Here is an 18,289-nt window from a genome sequence, read left to right as displayed (position 1 = left end):
ATGGATAACTGTCTTTGCGGCGCAGTTCGCAGCGATGAAAGGCGGGGTTTGAGTCAGTTTCATTGGGTGATTAACGTCAGTTCGGTCACCCAAGGAACGGGCAAATGGAAAACCATCCATCAGAAAATAGCGTCTCACACCGGCATGAGAGAGCGATAGAGCAAACGCTGGCAGACATGAACAGCGTCCTGCTTGAGTCGGATCTGTTTATGACTCGTCTGACGGTACAAGACCGGCGCTGGCAAAAAGGCAGAAAAAACGGGCATACGTTAAATTGGCGCTCTCTTTTTAAATATCATGCCCAAACGCCGATGAGTTTCGCTTTCGTCTATCGGCAAATGGCCAGCCCGCTGAGCCGCGCCGGCTTTTGCCTGTGCCGTTATCTCCAGGCAGAGAACGTTATCGAACTTGTCGCGTTGGAGAATTTCTCCCTGCGTGAAGCGCAACATCCACTGAAAGGCAATATGCTGCGCAACTGCTTGCAGGTACTGTATCTGTATGGCCTGAACCTGCAAGAGCAGAGGCTGACGCCGGTGCCTCCGCCGGACATACTTATCAGCCACGCAATCAATCACCGCGTGTTGGCGCTGTATACTCGTCAGGCCGGCTTTGAGGTGATACCCGGGACCATGACATGTAAAACCAGCTTCAACGCACTGAAAAAGTACATACAATCGCTGGAAAAGTACGGGGCCAAATGTGATAAGGTGCGTATAAATAACGAGCAGAAAGGAAGCCAAAATGGAAAATAAGGATCTGACCGACCCTACGCTCTCCATTCAAGAGCAAAAACGCATCGCCATCGAGATTTTGCGCCAACACCATCGCTGGGAGATGGCCAACCCACGTCCGCCTGAAGAACTCCCGGAATGGGAAGCCATCGGCCCGTTCAGAAAAAGTAAACGTCACCTGATCGAACGTACCGACGACTAATCCCCCTTCCCCGTGGCAATCCGGCGGGGCCCAGCTGTCCGATTAAATCTGGTAGTCAATCACCGCATCCAGCTGCGACGAGAAAACCTTGTCCTTGATTTCGGTCAGCGACAGCGTCGGGTTGCACAGTTGGATAAAGCGCCAGGCATAGTTGCGCTGCAGCTGGCTGCGCTTGAGGCCCAGCCATACCGTATTGGGTTCAAACAGGTGCTCGGCGTTGAGGCTCACCAACCCGCGATCGCGCTCTTTTTCATACGACATGTCCGCCAGCACGCCCACGCCCAATCCCAGTTCGACGTAGGTTTTAATTACGTCGGAATCCTGCGCGCTGAGCGCGATGTCCGGCGTCAGGCCCGCCGCTTTGAACGCCGCATCCAGCTTCGCGCGCCCGGTAATGCCCTGGCGGTAAGTGATCAGCGGCAAGGTGCTGAGCATCTCCAGCGTCACCTGCGGCTGGCGCGTCAATTCGTGCCCTTCCGGCACCAAAATGGTGTGATGCCAGCGGTAGTACGGGAACGCCGCCAGCGACTCGTCGCTCATCAGCCGCTCGCTGGCGATGCCGATATCGGCTTCGCCGGCGGCCAGCATCGAGACGATCTCTTCGGGGCTGCCCTGATTGAGCACCACCCGCACCCGTGGATAAAGCGCGCGAAACTCTTTGATTACTCCCGGCAGGCTGTAGCGCGCCTGGGTGTGCGTCGTCGCGATATGCAGCTGCCCCGAATCGTTGCTGCTGAAGACGTCCGCCAGGCGACGGATGTTGTTGGCGTCGTTGAGAATGCGTTCCGCCACCACCAGCAGCTCTTTGCCGGGCTCGGTCATGCCCAACAGCCGTTTGCCGCGGCGAATGAATATTTCGATGCCCAGCTCTTCTTCCAGCTCGCGAATATGCCGGCTGACGCCGGACTGCGAAGTAAATAAGGTATTGGCGACCTCGGTCAGGTTGTAGTTGCAGCGCGCCGATTCGCGAATAATTTTTAATTGTTGAAAGTTCATCCCCGTCTCCCTGTTTCTTGCGGTAGCGTCTGCCATATTGATACGGAGTCCTGCGGGGCTGAACAAATAAGAAATAGCCTTTAGTTATGCAATTTAATACTAAGTGAATTATTTATCGTGACTCTCGGGGTGTGAAGACGGAGGAAAATGATGAATGGCTTTAAAAATAACGAGATAAATAACCACACAAAGAGACAGGCTTAAATAATCATGCAGAATAAAGTTATTAAATAGAGGTATTAGATATATGAAAAAGGGCTCCGCACGCTGAGCCCTTTACTGTCTGCCGCCCCGCCAACGCCTCAGGCCGTGGCCCCGAAAGCGCCGGGGCGGTTCTGCTGCAACCATTGCTGCACGTAACGCACCAGATCGCCGATGCAATCATCCTGCATGCCGTGGTGCTTCAGCTCGTTATCCAGCGCAAACAGGTATTGCGCGTTGGTGCCCAGCGGGCCGCTGGCGCTGGCGATCAATGGCGCGATCACCTGGTGGCTGGTGTCTGCTTCAAACAGCGGATGCTGCGGGTTCATCACGAACACCAGCGCCGTGACGGCCTCATCGCCCTCCAGCTGCAGCTCACACCAGGTCGGCACGTAGCAATCGGTGATCATCTCGCGCTTCCACAGCAGCTCCAGCTCTTCGCGCAGCTTGCTCTCCGGCAGACGAAACGCCAATCCGGTGGTCTGGCCGCCCTCTTTCAGCGCCAGCATGCGCCCCGGCTGATGAAGCGTGCCGCGCCCGGCGGTCAAACGCATGCAGAACGCCCGATGCCAGCCCTGCAGTATGGCTGGCCGCACTTCTTCCGATTCGAAAACCGGATTCCACATCAGCGAACCGTAACCGAATACCCATACCGGGCTGTGATCCGGCCGGCGCGATAATGTGCACGCCAACGAGGCTGCGCGCTGTTCAGGCGTCAGCAACAGCGACTCCTCAATAGCGCCAAAGGCGGTTTTGCAATCCGCTTTTTGCAGAAAATCTCGCGTTAACACTGTTACAACCTCCCGGGAATACGATTTCTCGTCCTCCCTCGCCACTACTGAACCTTTGCAATTTTATTTTTTAGTGCGGAATTTTATTAATTCAATAACCGCTCCGATTAATAATGACCATATTCTTTTCCCGCCGCGCAATCAAGTTGCAAAGCGGCGTTAACGTGGAAAAGTATTTGTACTGAGCAGCAATAATATTAATTGCCGAGGTCAGCATAACGTCTGCGCGATTTTTACCGGGCATGAAAGGCGTTACTTTTTGTGCCAGCGCTCATCGTCACCCTTGCGATAGCTTTGTTTGACCGCTGCCCAGGCCACCTTGTGCGCCGTCTCTTCCCGGCCGGCGTCACCGCGTCGATCTTCAGGATCCCGATATTGTTGCCAGGCGCTGTTGAACGCTTCTTTATAAATCGCCTGCGCATGGGCCGGCAGCACATGCTTCACATTGTCCGGCAAGTCGTTCGTGTCTTGGTATGGCATCACGTCCTCCCGTGCGTATTGCGTGAACCTTAAGCCTAGCTCACACGCAGTTGCGCCTCAATGAGCAAACAATTCTCATTATCAAACGGCATGGTATACTCACCGCCAAACGAACTATAAGGAGATCCCCGTGACTACCGAAGCCCCTCGCTCACGCGCCCCCTACCTGATCGCCGTCAGCGCCGTGCAGGACATTACGCCGCACCTGCGCCGCATCACCTTTACCGCGCCCGATCTGCGCTACTACCCGGCCAACGCCGCCGCTGCGCACATCAAAGTCTTTTTGCCGCTCGCCGACCAAACTCAGCCGGATCTGCCGACGCTGACCGAAAACGGCCCGCGCTGGGCCGCGGACGCCGTGCGCCCGATCGTGCGCACCTATTCTATTCGCGCCGTGCGCCCGGAACAGGCGGAAGTGGACATCGAATTTGCGATTCACGATCACCGAGGCCCAGCGGTCGACTTTGCGCGCCAGGCGAAAATCGGCGATAAAATCGGCATCAGCAACCCGGGCGGCCCCAAACCGATGCTGCCGGCGGCCGATTTCTACTGCCTGGCGGGCGATCCTTCCTCGCTGCCTGCGCTGGCCGCGCTGCTGGAAAACCTGCCGCCGCACAGCGCCGGGCGCGCTTTCGTCCGCGTCGACAGCACCGCTGACATGATTGACCTGAAAAAACCCGCTGATGTTGAAGTCAATTGGATCGTCGGCGGCACGGAGAAAACCGACGAACTGATCGCTCAGTTCCGCGCACAGTCCCTGCCGCAGGGCGAAGCGCACTTCTGGCTCGCCGGTGAAGATCGCCTGGTGGTGGGGTTGCGCCGCTACCTGCGCCGTGAACGCCAATGCGATCGCAATCGTCTTTATGCCGTACCTTACTGGCGTGAGGGGCTAAATGAAGAGGGTTACCACAATAAACGGCATGAAATCATGGATAATATTGATGACTGACGGTCTCATTTTCCTTTATTAACCAAGCGGTAAATGAGTAAACACAACTTTTCTCAAATCTAACGTTAAAAATTGGCGTTACTGCGTAAAAGTAAGTAAATAAAACCGCACCCCGTGCGGTTTTTTTGCTACCCTGATCACATAAAGCAAGCAATTGCTTTCTCAGATAAAAACAACATCACACCGGCGCCGCGGGTGTATCCTAATATAAAATACCTACTGGAAACGCAGAGTTGCCGTGCCACGGCGACCGGCGCCGACGGGCTACGCTGTTTGAGAAGGAGTGCCACCCTCATGAAGTCGCAACACGATCCTGGCCGATCCACCAAATCTCGCCACACCGAATACTCGCTGATCTTTCCCATCGCCGCGCTGGTGGTGTTGAATCTGTGGAGCAGCACCGCTAACTTTCCGCTGATCGTCGGCATCAATATTCTCGCGCTGGTGGGGATCCTCAGCAGCGCCTTCAGCGTGGTACGTCACGCCGACGTGCTGGCTCACCGGTTGGGCGAACCCTACGGCTCGCTGATCCTCAGCCTGTCGGTGGTGATCCTCGAGGTCAGCCTGATCTCGGCACTGATGGCCACCGGCGACGCCGCGCCGGCGCTGATGCGCGACACGCTGTACTCCATCATCATGATCGTTTCCGCCGGCCTGGTCGGCTTCGCGCTGCTGCTCGGCGGGCGCAAATTCGCCACCCAGTACGTCAATCTGGGCGGCATCAAACAGTACCTGATGGCGATTTTCCCGCTGGCGGTGATTGTGCTGGTATTCCCGAGCGCGCTGCCGGGCGGCAACTTCAGCACCGGGCAAGCGCTGTTGGTAGCGCTGATCTCCGCCGCCATGTATGGCGTGTTCCTGGTGATCCAGACCAAAACCCACCAGAGCCTGTTCGTGTACGAGCATGAAGACGACGACGGCGACCCGCATCACGGCAAGCCTTCTTCCCACAGCAGCGCCTGGCATGCCGCCTGGCTCATCGTGCACCTGATCGCGGTTATCGCCGTCACCAAGTTCAACGCCAATCCGCTGGAAGGTCTGTTGACCAAAATGAACGCGCCGGCGCAGTTCACCGGTTTCCTGGTGGCGCTGCTGATCCTGTCGCCTGAAGGGCTGGGCGCGCTGCGCGCCGTGTTGAACAATCAGGTGCAACGCGCCATGAACCTGTTCTTCGGCTCGGTGCTGGCGACCATCTCCCTGACCGTGCCGGCGGTCACCATCATCGCCACCCTGACCGGGCAGACGCTGATCTTCGGCCTGCAAACGCCGCATATCGTGGTGATGCTGACGGTGTTGCTGCTGTGCCAGCTGTCGTTCTCGACCGGCCGCACCAACGTGCTGAACGGCACCGCCCACCTGGCGCTGTTCGCCGCCTACATGATGACTATCTTCGCCTGATCAAAAAGGGGCGCACACCGTGCGCCCCCGCCTTCGTTTATACCGAGAAGAATATCGCCGCGGCGATCCCCCCGAACAAAATCCACTTGATGATGTAGTAACCGGTGCGATTCCAGGCCTTTAGGCGTTTCCCCACCCGGCGTATCGCATAGATGTATTTGAACATCTTGTTGACGCCGCCGGTGCGATCGCCCTCTTCATTCGGCGCGGTGGCGGCGCTCATCAGATTGCGCCCCAGCCAGTGGTTCACCGCCTGCGCCCAGCGGTAGCGCATCGGCCGTTCGATGTCGCAGAACAGGATCAGACGGTTCTGCCCGCTCTGGTTTTCCGCGTAGTGCAGATAGGTTTCATCGAACATCACGCCTTCCCCGTCGCGCCAGCTGTAGCGCTCGCCGTCCACCTCAATGAAGCAGCGGTCATCGTTGGGGGTAATCAGCCCCAGGTGATAACGCAGCGAACCGGCGTAAGGGTCGCGGTGGCGCGGCAAACGGCTGCCGTCCGGCAGTTCGGCGAACATCGCCGCCTTGACCGAAGGCAGACTGCGCAGCAGTTCCGTGGTCTGCGGGCACAGGGTCATGGCCGAAGGATGGCTGTCTTCATACCATTTCAGATAAAAGCGCTTCCAACCGGTCTTGAAAAACGAGTTGAAACCGGCGTCGTTGAATTGATCGGACGCCTTGATCTGCTGGATCTCCATCAGCTTCTGTCCTTCGTCGCGGATGGTTTCCCAGTTATCTCTCAACACCGCCAGCTCAGGAAACTGCTCCGGCTTCAGGTACGGCGTGGTCGGCACGCGGGAAAACAGATACATGAAGACGTTCAATGGTGCGGTAAAGGTGGAATGGTCAGACAGCTGCCGCCACACGTTGTAGCGCACCCGTCCGCGGTAATGCACATAGACGACGCATAAAATAAGCAAAATCAGAACGATGTATTTCATGTTTGAATCGCATCAAGGAACCTACACGCTATGCGCCGCACGGCGCACACCCCAGATAATGTCCTTTTGGCGGCACAGGCAAATTGCGCGCCAATCTGGCACTCACTAATCATTGACGCTAACTCAACGAAAATCTATACAAAAAACCACAATAATTTACACAAAGGTTAAACGAAATGATAAATGAGGGGCGATAAAAAAGGCCGCCGAAGCGGCCTTTCCATTAGCGGATAGGTTAACTGTAAGCGTTGAGCGTGCGCTGGCACAAAGCGGAACGCACGCAGTCCTGTTTTTCAAAGCGGATAACGCCGATCATCTCGTCCTCTTCGAAGCGCTCCAGGGCATCGCTGAGGCCGGATTTCACGCCGCGCGGCAAGTCGCACTGGGTCACGTCGCCGTTAACGATAACCGTCACGTTTTCTCCCAGGCGGGTCAGGAACATTTTCATTTGGCTGGCGGTCACGTTCTGGGCTTCATCCAGGATAACGACCGCATTTTCGAAGGTGCGCCCGCGCATATAAGCGAACGGCGCAATCTCTACCTTGCCGATTTCCGGGCGCAGGCAGTACTGCATAAAGGAAGATCCTAAACGACGTACCAGAATGTCATACACCGGGCGGAAATAAGGCGCGAACTTCTCGGAGATATCCCCCGGCAAGAAACCGAGGTCTTCATCCGCCTGCAAAACAGGACGGGTAACGATAATCCGATCCACCTCTTTATGAATCAGCGCCTCCGCCGCCTTGGCGGCGCTGATGAATGTTTTGCCACAGCCGGCTTCGCCGGTGGCGAAGATCAGCTGCTTATTCTCTATGGCTGATAAGTAATGACCCTGAGCTTCGGTTCTAGCCTCGATGGGTGAGCTATCGCGCTTGTCTCGCGCCATGCCGATAGACTCGACTCCCCCCATTTGCACCAGCGAGGTCACAGACTCTTCTTCCAGCTGGCGATGACTACGAGCGTCACGACGAATAACGCGTTTCGCTTCACGACGTGCTTTGATCACTGCTTTCTGTCTACCCATAGTGGCACCTTACAGTTTGTTTCACCTACCGCAACGGCCTGGCCGCGCGATTATGTTTCACACACGTATTAGGTTTTGGCCTCCTCCGAGCCAATAAGAGCCAAGGGACAAGGTGAATTGACGGCAACGCTTAAGCGCCGTGTCTTCACGGGACAACGCGGACTGCATCTGTAAACGTGGAGTAAAAAGTGATGAGATTCGGTAGCGATAAGAGTGCGGAGTTGCCGGTAAAAGAGAGTCGGAGAGAGAACCCTCGTTACAACGAGAAATCAGGTGAGATGTGTTATTTTTTCTTTCCAGCCCAACCAAGGACTTTACCATTAGCGATCCCCGCAGTGATATTTACAGCTTCAAGCTGTGCACCGTGTGAAAACTACCGCCAGACGATTACAGTATAATGACATTCAATCTCGTCGCGTTACTAAAATGTAAAAAATTTTAATATCTTTTGTTTTCAGTTGGCGCTAAAACACTATATCACGCTCTACACGTCATTCCAGAAAAATTTTTACCCCCAAAATATCAATGAATTGCAATTAAAAACCGCAAATGACACTTTGGTTTCTCGATTAAATTTTGCGCAATCCAAAGCCGGTGAGCCGTGCAGATTTTTTTAATCCGCAGGCAAAGCATCGAATTGAACTTCGTCGCGCAATGTCCCGCGCAATAGGCAATACAAAGTAAAACGAGGCGGAAGATCGCGCCTCGTCATTGCGCACTCAGGCCTTGAGCAAGCCGCTGGCCAGATAGTCGCCGCCCTCTTTCACGCCCGGCAATACGAAGAAATACCCGCCGCCGATCGGCTTGATGTATTCCTCCAGCGCTTCGCCGTTGAGCCTTTTTTGCACCGTCAGGAATCCTTTTTCCAGATCGGCCTGATAGCAGACGAACAGCAGCCCCATTTCCAGCTGCCCGGCATTCGAGACGCCAAGGGAATAGCTGTAGCCGCGCCGCAGCATCAGGTTGCTTTGGCTTTCCGGCGTGCGGGGGTTCGCCAACCGAATGTGCGCGTCCATCGGTATCACCTTGCCGTCGGGATCGTTCGCGTAGTTCGGCTCGTCATGTTCATGCTTCATGCCGAGCGGCGCGCCGCTGTGCTTTTCGCGGCCAAAGATGGTTTCCTGCTCCTGCAACGGCGTGCGATCCCAAAACTCGACGCGGAAGCGAATAATGCGCGCCGCCTGGTAGCTGCCGCCCGCCGTCCACGCCGGCTCGCCGGCGCCGTCGCCAACCCAAACCACTTTATCCATCAGCGGTGTGTCGTCGGTTTTCGGGTTGGCGGTGCCGTCTTTGAAGCCCAGCAGGTTAATCGGCGTTTCTTTGCCTTTGCTGCGCGCCGCATGCGCCGAGATGAACCCTTCCCGCTTCCAGCGCACGCTGAGCAGATCCGGCGAATGCTTGATGATATCGCGCAGCGCGTGGAGAGCGGTTTCATTGGTGTTGGCGCAGATCTGCAGCAGCAGGTCGCCGTGGCACAGCGCGGCGTCCAGCGCATCGTTGGGGAAGCGCGTCATCTTCTGCAACCGCAGCGGTTTTTGCGCCTGCAGGCCAAAGCGTTCGTCGAACAGCGATGCGCCGACCGAAACGGTGATGGTCAGGTTGTCCGGGTAAATCTCCGGCCCCATGATGCCCGAATCGAGCGGCGGCAGCTTGGCATCCACTTCCGGCGCCTTGCCGCCGTGGGTCAGGAACGCGATGCGATCGGTCAGCAGCCGGAACAGACGCTCCAGATCCGCTTTGCTGGTCGCCAGCACGTCGAACGCCACCAGCATCATCGCCGCCTGTTGCGGCGTCAGCACCCCAGCCTGATGGCGACCATAAAACGGCTGTTTCTGCCAACGCTCATCCTGCGGCGTCGCCAACGGCTCCGCCGCGTTGCCCGCCGCCTGCGCCAGGCGGCTGCCGCCCAGCGCCAGTGCGCCCAGCCCCAGCCCTTGCAGCAAACGGCGCCGCGAAGGCGAGGCCGCCCCCTGCGATTGCGGATGCGGCCCGCTGTTCGGGCCTGCCTTGTTGCTCATAATCCTATGCCTCAGTCCAGGCCCAACACGCCGCGCAGTTGAGAAAGGTCTTCCGCCAGCGTGGTGATCGGCCCTTTCAACGCGTTGCGATCGGCTTCGCTCAGCTTCTCGTAGGACTCATAGCCCTCTTTGGTTTTGTACTTCGCCAAAATGGTGTCCACGGTTTTGAAGTTGGCGTCAATCTTGTCCAGCAGCGGCTTGTTGGCCTTGACCAGCAGCGGACGCAGCAGGTTGACGATCTTCTGCGCGCCGTCGACGTTGGCCTGGAAATCCCACAGGTCGGTGCGGCTATAGCGGTCTTCTTCACCGCTGATCTTGCTGGCCGCCACTTCTTCGATCAGCCCGGCTGCGCCGCCCACCACCTTGCTCGGCGGGAAGGTCAGTTCACCCACGCGTTTTTGCAGCTCAACGGTGTCCTGATACAGCCGATCGGCGTATTTATCCATGTCTTTGGTCGAGTTGTCGGCAAACAGCGCCTTCTCCAGACGGTGGAAACCGGTGAAGTTAGGGTCCGCCGATTTCTTCTCGTAGTCGTCTTCACGGGCGTCGATACTGCCGTCCAGATCGGAGAACAGCTCGGCGATCGGCTCGATGCGCTCATAGTGCTGACGGGTCGGCGCATACAGCTTGCGCGCTTGCTCCACGTTGCCGGCCTTCACCGCGTCGGTGAACAGCTTGGTCTGTTTCACCAGCCCATCGACTTCTTTGGTGACGTAGACTTTGTATTCGGCGATCGGGCCAACCAGATCCAGCGCGCTCGGCTTGCCGTCGGTGGCGCCGTTGGCCGCCGCAGTGACGGTCAGTTTGCCTTTTGGATTGCTCAGCAGCCCGCAGGTCATATCATATTCGCCCGCTTCCAGCGTGGCTGTCATTTTCTGGGTGAAGCCCGGCGCGATGTTCTCGCGCTCTTCCACCACCATCACCCCTTTCAGGATTTCCCATTCGACGTTTTTCTGGCTGGTGTTATGCACCACAAACTGCGTCTTGCCGGCCGGCACGGTCAGCTGCATCGGTTCGCACTGCTTGTCGTTGACCGTGACCTTGACCTGCGGCACGTCCGCCGCCAGCGCATCGATGCTCAGCGCAAACGCTGGGATAGCCAGTAATGCTGCGTGCAACGCCTTGCGGCGAAATAACGGAGTAGACATACGAGATTCCCTATTAAACATTAATGATTGATTTTACGTTGCGCCGGAGCCGCTGCCGGCTCCGCGCGCTGCGGCAGGAAAAAGAAAATCAGCGCCGGGATCAGATACAGGAAGTAGACCGCCACTTCGCTGACCGTCGGCGCTTCCTGATAACCGAGAATGCCTTCCAGCAGGGTGCCGAACAGCGAATGGGTCGACAGGGTGCTGCTGAAATCGAAGGCGATGTCCTGGAAGTGGTTCCACAGACCGGCCTCATGGAAGGCGCGGATCGCCCCCGCGGCCAGCCCGGCGGCGACGAACAGAATGAACAGGCTGGTCCATTTGAAGAATTTGGCCAGGTGCAGCTTCACCCCGCCCCAGTAAATCATCATGCCCAGCACGATGGCGGCCGCCAGGCCGAGCACCGCGCCGATCGGCGCCGCGGCGCCCACGTCTTGCTGGAACGCCGCCAGCAGGAAGAACACCGACTCCAGCCCTTCGCGCGCCACGGCGAAGAACACCATCGCCACCAGCGCCCAACCCTGCCCTTTGCCGGCGCTGAGCGCCTGATCGATCGCCCCTTCCAGATGCACCTTGACCGACTTGGACACTTTGCGCATCCAGAACACCATATAGGTGAGGATCAGTACCGCCACCACCGCGACGATGCCTTCGAACAGCTCCTGCTGCTTCTGCGGGAACTCGCCGGTGGTTTCATTGATGAAGATGCCGAGCGCCAGACACAGCGCCGCGGCGACAATCACGCCGATCCACACCGCGCCCAGCCATTGGCTGCGCTGCGTGCGTTTCAGGTAGCTGGCGATCAGGCTGACGATCAGCGCGGCCTCCAGCCCTTCACGGAACATGATAAGAAAGGGAACGAACATAAATAATCACCCCTGAAAAGACCGCGGCGGCAGAGAAAGCTGGCTCGACATGCGCTGCGCAACTCTGTAAAGAAACGTAAAATGCAACGAGAGTGATTATCATTCTGCCAAGAAGAAATACAAGAGGCGCCAGCGTGATTTTTTCTAATCAAATGTCACCAGGTGTTGGATGACGGCGATCGGCAGGCAAAAAAAAGGGCGCGTTACGCGCCCCTTGCTGACTGACATCGAACGGCGTTATACCGTTTTATACTCGGCTTCCGCCTGATCGAAACGCTCGGTCATGGTGGCGGATGGCCGGCGGCCCATCAGGCTCACTACCACGATAGCGAGGCAGCCCAGAATAAAGCCCGGGATGATTTCATACAGGCCCAGCCATTCGTACTGTTTCCAGACGATAACCGTCACCGCGCCGACCAGCATGCCGGCCAGCGCGCCGTTGCGGGTCATGCGCGACCACAGCACCGAGATCAGCACGACCGGGCCGAAGGCGGCGCCGAAACCTGCCCAGGCGTAGCTCACCAGGCCCAGCACGCGGTTCTCCGGGTTAGCCGCCAGCGCGATGGCGATCAACGCCACCACCAGCACCATCACGCGGCCGACCCACACCAGCTCACGCTGGCTGGCGCCTTTGCGCAGGAACGCCTTATACAGGTCTTCGGTGATCGCGCTGGAGCACACCAGCAGCTGGCAGCTCAGCGTACTCATGACCGCAGCCAGGATCGCCGACAGCAGCACGCCCGCCACCCATGGGTTGAACAGCAGCATCGCCAGCTCGATGAACACGCGTTCGCCGTTCTGCGACACGTTGCCGGCTTGATCCGGGTTATTGGCGAAGTAAGCGATGCCGAAGAAACCGACGGCGATGGTGCCGGCGAGGCACAGGATCATCCAGGTCATGCTGATGCGGCGCGCGCTGCGGATGGTGCGGTGAGAATCCGCCGCCATGAAACGCGCCAGGATGTGCGGCTGGCCGAAGTAGCCCAGGCCCCAACCCAGCAGCGACAGGATGGCGACGAAGTTCAGCCCCTTCAGCATGTCGAGGTTGGCCGGGTTCTGCGCCTGGATCACCAGCATCGAGGTATCGATGCCGCCGACGGCGAAGATCACGATCACCGGCGTCAGGATCAGCGCGAAAATCATCAGGCTGGCCTGCACGGTGTCGGTCCAGCTCACCGCCAGGAAACCGCCGATAAAGGTATACAGGATGGTCGCTGCGGCGCCGGCCCACAGGGCGGTTTCGTAGCTCATGCCGAAGGTGCTTTCGAACAGGCGCGCGCCGGCCACGATGCCGGAGGCGCAGTAAATGGTGAAGAACACCAGGATGACGATGGCCGAGATCACCCGCAGCAGCTTGCTGTTGTCTTCAAAGCGGCTGGTGAAATAGTCCGGCAGCGTCAGGGCGTTGTTGTTGGCTTCGGTATGCACGCGCAGCCTTCCTGCCACCAGCTTCCAGTTCAGGTAAGCGCCGATGGTCAGGCCGATGGCGATCCAGCTTTCGGAGATGCCGGAGAGGAAGATGGCGCCCGGCAGGCCCATCAGCAGCCAGCCGCTCATGTCGGAAGCGCCGGCGGACAGCGCGGTCACCACGCTGCCCAAACTGCGGCCGCCGAGAATATAGTCATCAAAGTTGTTGGTTGCCCGGTAGGCAAGCAGGCCGATCAGCACCATCCCGAAAATGTACACCAGGAAGGTCACCAGCATAGGTGTGCTCATTGTCATTTAATTCTCCACTTTCATTATTATTCGCGTTTCGCTCCGGCCACGCCGGCGCCGGTAAACCCACGCGCAATGCATTTCACTGGCCGCCGCGCCGGAACGTGGCGCAGCCTGCGAGCGAGTGCAGGTAAAATAGTTTCTGCCCGTAATTGTTGACCGTCGGTTATCCTAGATGAGCCTTTCATCAACCAACAAGATATTTAACAACAAAGTTACACAAAGTTTACCCTGCGTCACATTTACCGGGCTCAAAGGTTGCACTCACGACAAGCAAAATGAGTTGCACCCGGTCATTACCCTTATATACCGCAAGGTAAAACGCCTGCGGCCGCATAAACCCCGCCGCGTTCGCTCAATAACGCAACATTCATGCCAACTGCCGATGTTAAAAAATCGATGAAACTCACACTTCGCTCATCAGCCTGATTTAACAAGGTTGCACAAAGTTGCAACATGCAGGATATTGTCTGCATTCTTAACCCCACACATCTCACGAACCTATCCCAACAGGCTTTCCGGCCTGCCGTTTGTCTAGCCTGTTGGGATAGGTTCTAAACACAGGAGTTGGATTGGCATGGGCACTACCACAATGGGCGTGAAACTCGACGAGGCAACACGCGACCGGATCAAGAGCGCCGCGCAGCGCATCGATCGCACGCCGCACTGGCTCATCAAGCAGGCCATCTTTAATTACCTCGAGCGTCTCGAGAGCGGTACCGATATTCCTGAAATTCCAGCGCTGGCCGCTGCAGGCCAGCCTGAAGCGGACGACATTATGCCGCAAGCGCAGGAAGAGTCACACCAGCCATTCCTCGATTTCGCCGAACAAATTCTGCCGCAGTCGGTCACCCGCGCCGCCATCACCGCCGCCTATCGTCGCCCGGAGACCGAAGCGGTGCCGATGTTGCTCGAACAGGCGCGATTACCCGCCGATCTTGCACAGGCCACTCACAAAATGGCCTATGGCATCGCCGAGAAGTTGCGTAACCAAAAAAGTGCAAACGGCCGCGCCGGCATGGTGCAAGGCCTGCTGCAAGAGTTCTCCCTCTCCTCGCAGGAAGGCGTGGCGCTGATGTGCCTGGCGGAAGCGCTGCTGCGCATTCCGGACAAACCGACCCGCGATGCCCTGATCCGCGACAAGATCAGCAACGGCAACTGGCACTCGCACCTCGGGCGCAGCCCGTCGCTGTTCGTCAACGCCGCTACCTGGGGCCTGCTGTTCACCGGCAAACTGGTGTCCACGCATAACGAAGCCAATCTGTCCCGTTCGCTGAACCGCATTATCGGCAAGAGCGGCGAACCGCTGATCCGCAAAGGCGTGGACATGGCGATGCGCCTGATGGGCGAACAGTTCGTGACCGGCGAAACCATCGCCGAAGCGCTGGCCAACGCGCGCAAGCTCGAAGATAAAGGCTTCCGCTACTCCTACGACATGCTGGGCGAAGCCGCCCTGACCGAGGCCGACGCCCAGGCCTACCTGGTTTCCTACCAGCAGGCGATCCACGCCATCGGCAAAGCCTCCAACGGCCGCGGCATCTATGAAGGCCCCGGCATCTCCATCAAGCTGTCCGCCCTGCACCCGCGCTACAGCCGCGCGCAGTACGAACGCGTCATGGAAGAGCTCTACCCGCGCCTGCTGTCGCTGACCCTGCAGGCACGCCAGTACGATATCGGCATCAACATCGACGCCGAAGAGGCCGACCGCCTGGAGATCTCGCTCGATCTGCTGGAGAAGCTGTGCTTCGAACCGCAGCTGGCCGGCTGGAACGGCATCGGCTTCGTGATTCAGGCCTACCAAAAACGTTGTCCGTTCGCCATCGACGCGGTGATCGACATGGCGCAACGCAGCCGCCGTCGCCTGATGATCCGTCTGGTGAAGGGCGCCTACTGGGACAGCGAAATCAAACGCGCCCAGATGGACGGCCTGGAAGGCTACCCGGTCTACACCCGCAAGGTCTATACCGACGTTTCCTACCTGGCCTGCGCCCGCAAGCTGCTGTCGGTGCCGAACCTGATCTATCCGCAGTTCGCCACCCACAACGCCCATACCCTGAGCGCCATCTATCACCTGGCCGGCAACAACTACTACCCTGGCCAGTATGAGTTCCAGTGCCTGCACGGCATGGGTGAACCGCTGTACGAACAGGTGGTGGGTAAAGTGGCCGACGGCAAACTGAACCGCCCTTGCCGCATCTATGCGCCGGTCGGCACCCATGAAACGCTGCTGGCTTACCTGGTGCGCCGCCTGCTGGAAAACGGCGCCAACACCTCGTTCGTCAACCGCATCGCCGACGCCACCCTGCCGCTAGACGAGCTGGTGGCCGATCCGGTCAGCGCCGTGGAAGCGCTGGCGGCCAGCGAAGGCCAGATTGGCCTGCCGCACCCGCGCATTCCGCTGCCGCGCGAGCTGTACGGCGAGAAGCGCACCAACTCCAGCGGTCTGGATCTGTCCAACGAACAGCGTCTGGCTTCGCTCTCCAGCGCCCTGCTCACCAGCGCCAGCCATCCATGGCGCGCGGAACCTATCATCGATGCCGAGTTGGATCAGGGCGTCGAGCAGCCGGTGATCAACCCGGCAGAGCCAGGCGATGTGGTCGGCTACGTGCGTGAAGCCACCGAAGATGAAGTCAGCCGCGCGCTCGACGCCGCCGCGGCCGCCGGCCCAATCTGGTTCGCTACGCCGCCGACGGAGCGCGCCGCGATCCTCGAACGCGCCGCCGAGCTGATGGAAAGCCAGCTGCAAAGCCTGCTGGGCATTCTGGTGCGCGAAGCCGGTAAAACCTTCAACAACGCCATCGCCGAAGTGCGCGAAGCGGTCGACTTCCTGCACTACTACGCCGGCCAGGTGCGCGACGATTTCGCCAACGACAGCCACCGCCCGCTGGGCCCGGTGGTCTGCATCAGCCCGTGGAACTTCCCGCTGGCGATCTTCACCGGCCAAATCGCCGCCGCGCTGGCGGCCGGCAACAGCGTGCTGGCCAAACCGGCCGAGCAAACGCCGCTGGTGGCCGCGCAGGCGGTGCGTATTCTGCTGGAAGCCGGCATTCCGCAAGGCGTGCTGCAGCTGCTGCCGGGCCAGGGTGAAACCGTCGGCTCAACGCTGGTCAACGACGCCCGCGTACGCGGCGTGATGTTTACCGGCTCCACCGACGTCGCCGGTATTCTGCAGCGCAGCATCGCCGGTCGTCTGGATCCGCAGGGCCGCCCGACGCCGCTGATCGCCGAAACCGGTGGCCTGAACGCCATGATCGTCGACTCTTCCGCCCTGACCGAGCAGGTGGTGACCGACGTGGTGGCCTCCGCCTTCGACAGCGCCGGCCAGCGTTGCTCCGCGCTGCGTATCCTGTGCATTCAGGAAGACGTGGCCGAGCACACGCTGCAAATGCTGCGCGGCGCGATGGCCGAATGCCGCATGGGTAATCCGGAGCGCCTGTCCACCGACGTGGGCCCAGTGATCGACGCCGACGCCAAAACCGGCATCGAACGCCACATCCAGGCGATGCGCGCCAAAGGCCGCAAGGTATACCAGGCCGCCAAAGGCAGCGCGCAGGATGAGAAAGAGTGGGCGCGTGGCACCTTCATCAAGCCGACGCTGATCGAACTCGACAGCTTCGACGAGCTGCAAAAAGAGATCTTCGGCCCGGTGCTGCACGTGGTGCGCTTCCAGCGCAACAATCTGGACGCGCTGGTCGATCAGATCAACGCCGCCGGTTATGGCCTGACGCTGGGCATTCACACCCGCATCGATGAAACCATCGCCCGGGTGACCGAACGCGCCAAGGTCGGCAACCTGTACGTCAACCGTAACATGGTTGGCGCGGTGGTCGGGGTGCAGCCGTTCGGCGGCGAAGGTCTGTCGGGCACCGGCCCGAAAGCCGGCGGCCCGCTGTACCTGTACCGTCTGCTGGCCAACCGCCCGGACGACGCGCTGCAACGTACGCTGCACCGTCAGGACGAAGAGCGCCCGATGGAAGCCACCGCGCGGCCGCCGCTGCTGGGCGCGCTGCAATCGCTGGAGAAATGGGCGGTCACCAGCCAACAAGGCGAACTGGCGGCACTGGCGCAGCGCTATGCGGAGCTAGGCCAGGGTGGCACCGTACGCCCGCTGCCGGGCCCGACCGGCGAGCGCAATACCTATGCCCTGCTGCCGCGTGAACGCGTGCTGTGCCTGGCGGATAACGAAGCCGACGCGCTGATCCAGTTGGCCGCCGTGCTGGCGGTCGGCAGCAGCGCGCTGTGGCCGGAAGCGGAACTGCAGCGCAATCTGTTCCGCCGCCTGCCGAACGATGTGCAGGCGCGCATCGCCTTCAGCAAAGACTGGCAGCAGGACAAGGTCGAGTTCGACGCCGCCATCTACCACGGCGATGCCGACCAGCTGCGCACCCTGTGCGAGCAGATCGCGCAGCGCGGCGGCGCCATCGTCTCGGTGCAAGGCTTCGCCCACGGTGAAACCAACATCCTGTTGGAGCGCCTGCTGATCGAACGTTCGCTGAGCGTCAACACCGCCGCCGCCGGCGGTAACGCCAGCCTGATGACCATCGGTTAACGCATCGTCAAGGCGGCCATACATTGCCGCCTGATTGGCTCACCGCTACGCAAACCCTGCACTCGTGCAGGGTTTTTTTATTGCCCGCAGCCCGGCCAGCCGTTAGCGTCTTGTTATCCTTGCATGAGGATGTGTCGCCTCATGGGCGATAACAATAGGGTGAGCTTAGAACGGATTTGTTTGCTTGAAAGCCGCAGCAGACCGCTACGATTCGCATTGACTCTCGGGTTCGGCAACATCCGGGATACGGCAGCCGCAGCGCGAAACGAATTGTTGAAAG

14 protein-coding genes are annotated in these 18,289 nt (G+C 59.1%); 5 read left to right on the top strand and 9 right to left on the bottom strand.

Annotated elements, in window-relative coordinates:
• Positions 1–104: 104 nt before the first annotated feature.
• The gene (locus ABTW55_RS19505) at positions 105–752 is read left to right on the top strand and encodes a hypothetical protein (RefSeq protein ID WP_060421483.1); all 648 of its coding nucleotides are present in this window, start codon (positions 105–107) and stop codon (positions 750–752) included.
• Positions 742–933, top strand: coding sequence for a hypothetical protein (locus ABTW55_RS19500; RefSeq protein ID WP_033634949.1), 192 nt, complete (start codon positions 742–744; stop codon positions 931–933). Before ABTW55_RS19505 ends, ABTW55_RS19500 begins: the two co-directional genes overlap by 11 nt.
• Before the next feature lie 42 nt (positions 934–975).
• Here the strand turns inward: ABTW55_RS19500 and cbl are convergent, their stop codons facing one another.
• The 3 genes from cbl to chaB all read right to left on the bottom strand — a co-directional run bounded on the left by cbl (position 976) and on the right by chaB (position 3,401).
• Positions 976–1,929, bottom strand: coding sequence for an HTH-type transcriptional regulator Cbl (gene cbl / locus ABTW55_RS19495; RefSeq protein WP_033634950.1), 954 nt, complete (start codon positions 1,927–1,929; stop codon positions 976–978).
• A gap of 302 nt (positions 1,930–2,231) precedes the next feature.
• The gene (locus ABTW55_RS19490) at positions 2,232–2,921 is read right to left on the bottom strand and encodes a gamma-glutamylcyclotransferase (RefSeq protein WP_060421485.1); all 690 of its coding nucleotides are present in this window, start codon (positions 2,919–2,921) and stop codon (positions 2,232–2,234) included.
• A 252-nt stretch (positions 2,922–3,173) separates the two neighbouring features.
• Positions 3,174–3,401, bottom strand: coding sequence for a putative cation transport regulator ChaB (gene chaB / locus ABTW55_RS19485; protein WP_033647745.1), 228 nt, complete (start codon positions 3,399–3,401; stop codon positions 3,174–3,176).
• A 130-nt stretch (positions 3,402–3,531) separates the two neighbouring features.
• Between chaB and ABTW55_RS19480 the strand changes: the two genes are divergently transcribed.
• The gene (locus ABTW55_RS19480; protein WP_033634954.1) at positions 3,532–4,350 is read left to right on the top strand and encodes a siderophore-interacting protein; all 819 of its coding nucleotides are present in this window, start codon (positions 3,532–3,534) and stop codon (positions 4,348–4,350) included.
• 294 nt (positions 4,351–4,644) lie between these two features.
• Entirely contained in the window at positions 4,645–5,748 is a 1,104-nt protein-coding gene (gene chaA, locus ABTW55_RS19475; protein WP_033647747.1) for a sodium-potassium/proton antiporter ChaA, read from the top strand.
• A gap of 37 nt (positions 5,749–5,785) precedes the next feature.
• Here chaA and lpxO read toward each other — a convergent pair whose 3' ends face one another.
• From lpxO to putP, 6 genes are all read right to left on the bottom strand, one after another.
• Positions 5,786–6,688: a lipid A hydroxylase LpxO gene (gene lpxO, locus ABTW55_RS19470; RefSeq protein WP_033634956.1), complete on the bottom strand. Its 903-nt coding sequence runs from the start codon at positions 6,686–6,688 to the stop codon at positions 5,786–5,788.
• Between the two features lie 235 nt (positions 6,689–6,923).
• Positions 6,924–7,712, bottom strand: coding sequence for a phosphate starvation-inducible protein PhoH (gene phoH / locus ABTW55_RS19465; RefSeq protein WP_015378226.1), 789 nt, complete (start codon positions 7,710–7,712; stop codon positions 6,924–6,926).
• Between the two features lie 719 nt (positions 7,713–8,431).
• A complete protein-coding gene (gene efeB, locus ABTW55_RS19460) occupies positions 8,432–9,730 on the bottom strand; it encodes an iron uptake transporter deferrochelatase/peroxidase subunit (protein WP_033647748.1) in 1,299 nt (432 codons plus the stop codon).
• An 11-nt stretch (positions 9,731–9,741) separates the two neighbouring features.
• A complete protein-coding gene (efeO, locus tag ABTW55_RS19455) occupies positions 9,742–10,878 on the bottom strand; it encodes an iron uptake system protein EfeO (RefSeq protein ID WP_033647749.1) in 1,137 nt (378 codons plus the stop codon).
• A 20-nt stretch (positions 10,879–10,898) separates the two neighbouring features.
• Positions 10,899–11,744, bottom strand: coding sequence for an iron uptake transporter permease EfeU (efeU, locus tag ABTW55_RS19450; RefSeq protein ID WP_049212392.1), 846 nt, complete (start codon positions 11,742–11,744; stop codon positions 10,899–10,901).
• Positions 11,745–11,981: 237 nt separating this feature from the next.
• On the bottom strand, positions 11,982–13,466 hold the full coding sequence (gene putP, locus ABTW55_RS19445) for a sodium/proline symporter PutP (RefSeq protein WP_033647752.1): 1,485 nt from the start codon (positions 13,464–13,466) through the stop codon (positions 11,982–11,984).
• 571 nt (positions 13,467–14,037) lie between these two features.
• Here putP and putA point away from each other — a divergent pair.
• Positions 14,038–18,009: a trifunctional transcriptional regulator/proline dehydrogenase/L-glutamate gamma-semialdehyde dehydrogenase gene (gene putA, locus ABTW55_RS19440; RefSeq protein WP_060421488.1), complete on the top strand. Its 3,972-nt coding sequence runs from the start codon at positions 14,038–14,040 to the stop codon at positions 18,007–18,009.
• Positions 18,010–18,289 lie beyond the last annotated feature (280 nt).

It is taken from the genome of Serratia sp. SM04 (assembly GCF_040280225.1).
GTDB lineage: Bacteria > Pseudomonadota > Gammaproteobacteria > Enterobacterales > Enterobacteriaceae > Serratia > Serratia sarumanii.
This window is presented reverse-complemented; position numbering and strand designations above follow the sequence as displayed.